Genomic DNA, 6,262 nt, shown 5'->3' with positions numbered 1-6,262 from the left:
GGAGCCACGGCGCTCACGGCGACCTCGCGCCACATCGTGAGGCTGGCGAGCGCGTTGGCAGGCGTGATCCTCGACCAGAGGACGTCGCGTACGACGACGAGCGACGTCCACACCGACAGCGCAGCCACGTCGTCGGGGACCAGGCGATGGCCGCTGCCGCTCCCCCCGCCGCCCGTCGCCGGTCCACCCGGCCCTGCGCCGAGAGCCGCATCCACCACCGGGAGGACGCGGGCGAGTCCACGGCGCACGGTCTCGGCGTCGCGCTGAGCAGCTCCGTGCGCCCCGACGCGGCCCAAGCCCTGCACCTCTCGCTCGGTCGCTCGCTGCGCCTCCTCGAGCGCACGACCCGACACGGGGGCGAACCGGCGTACGAGGTCGTCCCGGTCGGACAGCACCTCGTGGCCACGGAAGACCGCCTCCGCGAGCAGCGGGGACGAGGAGACGTCGCACGGCACCCCCTCGCGAGGGCAGCACGTCGGGTCCTGGCAGGAGTAGGAGTAGTAGCGCGTGCCGTCGTAGCGGACGGCGTCGGTGACGTGGACGCCGTCCGCGCGGAGCAGTCGGGTCATCGCGTCGGTGAGTGCCCGCGCACCCTCGTCGAGATCGGTGTCGGCGTAGGCGATCAGGGCGACCGCGTCCGGATCCTGGCGGAGCAGGTAGCCCACCAGCTGGTCGGCGGCGAGCTCGGCGGCCTCCGGCGGAGGCAGGTCGACCCGCAGCCGGAAGCCGGCACGGCCGGCAGGACCGTCGAGGCACACGGCCACCAACGAGTCGCGGGGGTGGAACCCGAGCAGGACGGGGACAACACCGATCAGGTCGGACAGGGTGCGAGCGCGCATCACATCGGTCATGCCGAGAGGGTGGGTCCTCGGAGAGCACTCGGGACAGGTGACTTCTGGCCTGTGGACACCGGCCGGTCGACACCGGCCTGTGGACACTCGCCCGTGAACACGGGCCGGTCGACACTGGCCTCTCGACACTGGCCGACGAGCCGTCCGCAGCCGGAGCGAGAATGGGCCCATGCGCCGCCAGGCCACGATCCTCCACCTCGACCTCGACGCGTTCTTCGCCGCCGTCGAGCAGCGCGACAAGCCGTCGCTGCGCGGCAAGCCGGTGGTGGTCGGTGGTCTTGGTCACCGGGGCGTCGTGTCCACCGCCTCGTACGAGGCTCGGCTCTTCGGCGTCAGATCCGCCATGCGGACGGCGGAGGCCCGAGCCCGGTGCCCGCACGCGGCCTATCTGTCGGGGCGCTTCGACGCCTACCGTGCCGCGAGCCGGGTCGTGATGGGTCGGCTCCGCGAGATCTCTCCGCTCGTCGAGCCCTTGTCTCTCGACGAGGCGTTCGTCGACCTCGCCGCCGGAGACGAGTCACGCCACCTCGACCTCGACGGCGTGACCGCGCTCGCCGAGCAGGTCCGCGCCGACGTCGCCGAGCGCACCGGCGGTCTGACCGCCTCGGTGGGTGTCGCCTCATCCAAGTTCCTCGCCAAGATCGCGAGCGAGCTCGCCAAGCCCGACGGGTCGTACGTCGTCGCGCCCGGCACCGAGATCGCGACGCTCGACCCGCTCAGCGTGCGCACGATCCCGGGCGTCGGCCCGGTGACCGCCGAGCGCCTGCGCCGGATCGGCGTCCAGACGGTCGAGCAGCTGCGTCGACTCGACCTCCTCGAGCTCACGTCCCTGCTGGGCACGGCGTACGGGACCTCGCTGCACTCGCTCGCTCGCGGAGAGGACCACCGTGGGGTGGTCGCGGAGCGCGAGACGAAGTCGCTGAGCGTCGAGGACACGTTCGAGACCGACATCACCGATCCGCGCGTCCTCGCCGACGTGGCGACCACCATGAGCCGTCGAGTGTCGGAGCGGCTGCGCGCCAACGCCACCTCCGGCCGTACGGTCACGCTCAAGATCCGCCACCACGACTTCGAGACCCACACCCGGTCGGCGACGCTCGCCGGACCCACCGACGACGCGCGCGTGATCGCACGCACGGTGACAGGGCTGCTCGCCGAGATCGACACCTCGTCAGGCATTCGGCTGCTCGGGGTCGGCGTCTCGGGGATGGCCGACTGGGTCCAGGACGACCTCTTCCCGCCCGACGACGACGAGCTCGCGGCCGCCACCGGATCGACGGGCGCTGCGACCACGCTCGCCGGCGAGCCGGACATCGCGACCGCCGGCGCGGTCCCGCGTCCGCTCCGTGCCCGCTCGCGATGGGCCCCAGGCGCCGACGTGGTCCACGACGAGCACGGCCCGGGATGGGTCTGGGGGTCGGGTCTGGGGCGGGTCACGGTGCGCTTCGAGACGGCCACCACGGGGCCTGGTCCCGTACGCACGTTCGACGCCGAGGACCCGTCCTTGACACCCGGTACGGTCGAGCCATGAGCACGTCTTCCGGTCCGCGGCCTCCGGTCGCGCCGCGCCACCCCCAGGTCAGGGTCCACCACGGCGACGAGGTCGTCGACGACTACGAGTGGCTCCGTGACAAGGACGCGCCCGAGACCCGCGCCTATCTCGAGGCCGAGAACGCCTACGCCGCCGAGCGGACCGAGCACCTCGAGGCGCTGCGCGGGCGGATCTTCGACGAGATCAAGTCGCGCGTCCTCGAGACCGACCTGTCCGTGCCGGTCCGGCGCGGATCCTGGTGGTACTACGCACGCACCTTCCAGGGCCGCGAGTACGCCGTCCACTGCCGCTGCCCCGTGACGAGCCCCGGCGACTGGACGCCGCCCGAGCTCGGCTCGGACACGCCCGTCGAGGGCGAGCAGGTCCTGATCGACGGCAACACCGAGGCCGAGGGACACGACTACTTCGCCCTGGGCGCGCTCAGCGTGAGCCGTGACGGGTCCCTGCTCGCCTACTCCGTCGACACCGCCGGCGACGAGCGGTTCACCCTGCGGGTCAAGGACCTGAGCTCGGGCGCCCTGCTCGACGACGAGATCAGCGACGTGTCGTACGGCGCGACGTGGTCGTTCGACGCCGATCACCTCTACTACTCGACCGTCGACGACGCGTGGCGTCCGGACAAGGTGTGGCGGCACACGATCGGGACGCCCTCGGACGCCGACGAGCTCGTGTTCCACGAGACCGACGAGCGCTACTTCACCGGTGTGGGCGCGACCCGCAGCGACCGATTCCTCGTGATCGCCTCGGGCTCCAAGGTCACGACCGAGATCCGGGTGCTCGACGCGACCGACCCCACGGGCGAGTTCCGAGTGGTGGCCCCCCGGCGCGAGGGCATCGAATACTCCGTCGAGCACGTCGTGGTCGGCGGCGAGGACCGCTTCCTCGTGCTCCACAACGACGGCGCGGTCAACTTCGAGCTGGCGAGCGCCCCGGTGTCCACGCCCGGACCGGAGCACTGGCGTACGGAGATCCCGCACCGCGACGACACCCGTCTGGAGGACGTCGACGCCTTCGCCGGGTTCGTCGCGCTGAGCCTGCGACGCGACGCGCTCAGCCAGGTGGCCGTGATCACCCTCGACGACGACGCCCGACCGGGCGCTCCGCTCGGCGACCCTGTCGCAGTCTCGTTCGACGAGCCCTTGTTCACCAGCGGGCTCGGGCCCAACCGCGAGTGGGAGCAACCGCTCGTCCGCCTCGGATACACCTCCTTCGTCACACCCGAGACCGTGTACGACTACGTCGTCGCGACGGGTGAGCTCCTCCTCCGCAAGCAGCAGCCCGTGCTGGGCGGCTACGACCCCGCCGACTACGAGCAGCACCGGCTGTGGGCGGTCGCGCGCGACGGCGCGAGGGTGCCGATCTCGCTCGTCGCTCGCAAGGGTGTGGCCCGCGACGGGAGCGCTCCGGCGCTGCTGTATGGCTACGGCGCCTACGAGTCGAGCATCGACCCCGGTTTCCGCGCGACACGGCTGTCGCTGCTCGACCGCGGGGTGGTGTTCGCGGTCGCCCACGTCCGCGGCGGCGGTGAGATGGGGCGCGGCTGGTACGAGGACGGCCGCCTCCTGCACAAGAAGAACACCTTCACCGACTTCGTCGACTGCGCTCGTCATCTCGTCGCCGAGCGGTGGACCACGAGCGAGCGCCTGGTGGCGGAGGGCGGTTCGGCCGGGGGCCTGCTGATGGGTGCCGTGGCCAACGACGCCCCGGACGACTTTGCCGGCATCTTGGCGGTCGTGCCGTTCGTGGACGCGCTGACCTCGATCCTCGACCCCTCGCTCCCCCTGACGGTCATCGAGTGGGACGAGTGGGGCGACCCGCTGCACGATCCCGAGGTCTACGCCTACATGAAGTCCTACACGCCGTACGAGAACGTCACCGCACAGCGATATCCCAAGATCCTCGCGATCACCAGCCTCAACGACACCCGCGTGCTCTACGTCGAGCCCGCCAAGTGGGTGGCGCGTCTTCGTGCCGTCGCCGGCGCGGACGTGCTCCTCAAGACCGAGATGAGTGCGGGACACGGGGGCGTGAGCGGGCGGTACGAGTCGTGGAAGGAGCGGGCGTACGAGCTCGCGTGGGTCATCGACACCCTCGGCGCTGCTCACGAGCCGCTCGCCGTCCGAGACTGAGGAAGGACGTCGGCGAGACTGACCGACCGGGCCAAAACTGTCGGTGCTGTCCGGGACGATCAGCCGATGACCCGGACGATCTACTACACCGCCAGCAGCCTCGACGGATTCATCGCCACGTCCGACCACGACCTCGGCTGGTTGCTCTCCCAGCCTGTCTCGGAGGACCTCGCGGGTGAGATGGAGGGTCTCACCACGCGCTTCGGGGCGATGGTGATGGGTTCCAGCTCCTACGAGTGGATCCTCGACCACGAGAGCCTGCTCGACAACCCCCAGGCCTGGCCCTACACCTCACCGAGCTGGGTGATGACACATCGCGACCTCCCGCGGGTCCCGGGGGCCGACATCCGCTTCGCCCAGGGCGACGTGGCGGCGGTCCACTCCGAGATGCTCGCGGTCGCCGACGACAAGGACGTCTGGGTGATCGGCGGGGGCGAGCTCGCCGGCCAGTTCGCCGACGCGGGTCTCCTGGACGAGCTCGAGGTCTCGTACGCTCCCGTCACGTTGGGTTCAGGCCAGCCGCTCCTCCCCCGGCGCCTCGACCTCACGCTGCGTGACGTTCGTCACGACGACCCGTTCGTGATCGCTCGATACGCGGTCGCCCACCCCTGAGCGGCCCGTGGTTAAGGGATATGGCCTAAGAAACACCTGAGACCGGCACCTTTAGCACGCTCTGTTCGTCTTTTCCAGTGCCAGACGGAATCGACCGGCGGCTGATCGCGTTGTGATGGATCGAGCCGAGAACGAAGTGAAGGAGCTGGTCTGCGTGACGACAGCAACGACTCAGGTGCGTGAGCGCGCCGAGGGACGAGACAGCGTCGGTATGTACCTCGACGAGATCTCGCGCACCCCTCTGCTCGACGCCGCCCGTGAGGTCGAGCTGAGCAAGACCATCGAAGCCGGACTCTTTGCCAAGCACCTCCTGGCCGAGGGTCGCGTGGGCCGCAAGAAGGGCGGAGCCCCGAAGTCGGCGACCCAGGAGGAACTCGAGTGGATGGTCGCCGAGGGTGAGCGCGCCCTCGACGAGTTCATCACCGCCAACCTGCGTCTGGTCGTGTCGATCGCCCGCAAGTACGGTCGCTCGCAGATGCCGATGCTCGACCTGGTCCAGGAGGGCAACACCGGCCTGATCCGGGCGGTCGAGAAGTTCGACTACCTCAAGGGCTTCAAGTTCTCCACCTACGCCACGTGGTGGGTCCGCCAGGCCATCACCCGCGGCATCGCCCAGCAGGGCCGTGTCGTGAGGCTCCCCGTGCACGTCGTGGAGGAGCTCAACCAGGTCGGTGCCGCTCGTCGCAACCTCGAGCGCAAGCTGGGCCACGAGCCCGACCCGGCTGAGATCGCCGAAGAGCTCGGCATGCAGGTCGAGCGGGTGATCGACCTCATCTCGTGGGGTCGCGATCACGTCAGCCTCGACTCCCCGGTGGACGAGGACGGTGACACGTCCCTCGGCGACCTGGTCGCCCGCGAGACCCAGCCCGGCCCGGACCACGCGGTGCTCGACACGGAGTCCCGTGACCGCCTCTCGGGTCTGGTGGAGCACCTCGGCGAGCGCGAGGCCGACATCATCCGCTGCCGTTACGGTCTGCTCGACGGCCGCCAGCACAAGCTCGCCGACATCGGCAAGCGCCACGGAATCTCCGCCGAGCGCGTCCGCCAGCTCGAGCGAGAGGCGATCCAGCGTCTCCGCAAGATCGCCGACCCGGATCTCGCCGCCTGACGGGGGCGCA

General features: G+C 70.4%; 5 protein-coding genes. 4 read left to right on the top strand and 1 reads right to left on the bottom strand.

The genetic code is table 11. The annotated features are described in order from the left end of the window. Nucleotides 1-851: DUF4192 domain-containing protein (locus PV363_RS14755; protein ID WP_301022711.1), on the bottom strand; the 851-nt coding region annotated here is incomplete at its 3' end. A gap of 169 nt (nucleotides 852-1,020) precedes the next feature. Here PV363_RS14755 and PV363_RS14750 point away from each other — a divergent pair. From PV363_RS14750 to PV363_RS14735, 4 genes are all read left to right on the top strand, one after another. Continuing rightward, nucleotides 1,021-2,382 (top strand): DNA polymerase IV, encoded by a 1,362-nt coding sequence (locus PV363_RS14750; RefSeq protein ID WP_301022710.1) that lies wholly within the window; start codon nucleotides 1,021-1,023, stop codon nucleotides 2,380-2,382. Then, nucleotides 2,379-4,532, top strand: coding sequence for a S9 family peptidase (locus tag PV363_RS14745; protein ID WP_220365741.1), 2,154 nt, complete (start codon nucleotides 2,379-2,381; stop codon nucleotides 4,530-4,532). Before PV363_RS14750 ends, PV363_RS14745 begins: the two co-directional genes overlap by 4 nt. A 66-nt stretch (nucleotides 4,533-4,598) precedes the next feature. After that, nucleotides 4,599-5,144, top strand: a complete 546-nt coding sequence (locus tag PV363_RS14740) for a dihydrofolate reductase family protein (RefSeq protein WP_220347082.1) — start codon at nucleotides 4,599-4,601, stop codon at nucleotides 5,142-5,144. Between the two features lie 211 nt (nucleotides 5,145-5,355). Then, the gene (locus PV363_RS14735) at nucleotides 5,356-6,252 is read left to right on the top strand and encodes a sigma-70 family RNA polymerase sigma factor (protein ID WP_220347200.1); all 897 of its coding nucleotides are present in this window, start codon (nucleotides 5,356-5,358) and stop codon (nucleotides 6,250-6,252) included. Nucleotides 6,253-6,262: the final 10 nt, after the last annotated feature.

It is taken from the genome of Mumia sp. (genome assembly GCF_028803055.1).
GTDB lineage: Bacteria > Actinomycetota > Actinomycetes > Propionibacteriales > Nocardioidaceae > Mumia.
This window is presented reverse-complemented; position numbering and strand designations above follow the sequence as displayed.

What these genes read in the sequence shown, in the direction of transcription:
- PV363_RS14735 (WP_220347200.1), top strand. Translation starts at nt 5,356, where the DNA reads ATGTACCTCGACGAGATCTCGCGCACCCCTCTGCTCGACGCCGCCCGT.
- PV363_RS14740 (WP_220347082.1), top strand. Translation starts at nt 4,599, where the DNA reads ATGACCCGGACGATCTACTACACCGCCAGCAGCCTCGACGGATTCATC.
- PV363_RS14750 (WP_301022710.1), top strand. Translation starts at nt 1,021, where the DNA reads ATGCGCCGCCAGGCCACGATCCTCCACCTCGACCTCGACGCGTTCTTC.
- PV363_RS14745 (WP_220365741.1), top strand. Translation starts at nt 2,379, where the DNA reads ATGAGCACGTCTTCCGGTCCGCGGCCTCCGGTCGCGCCGCGCCACCCC.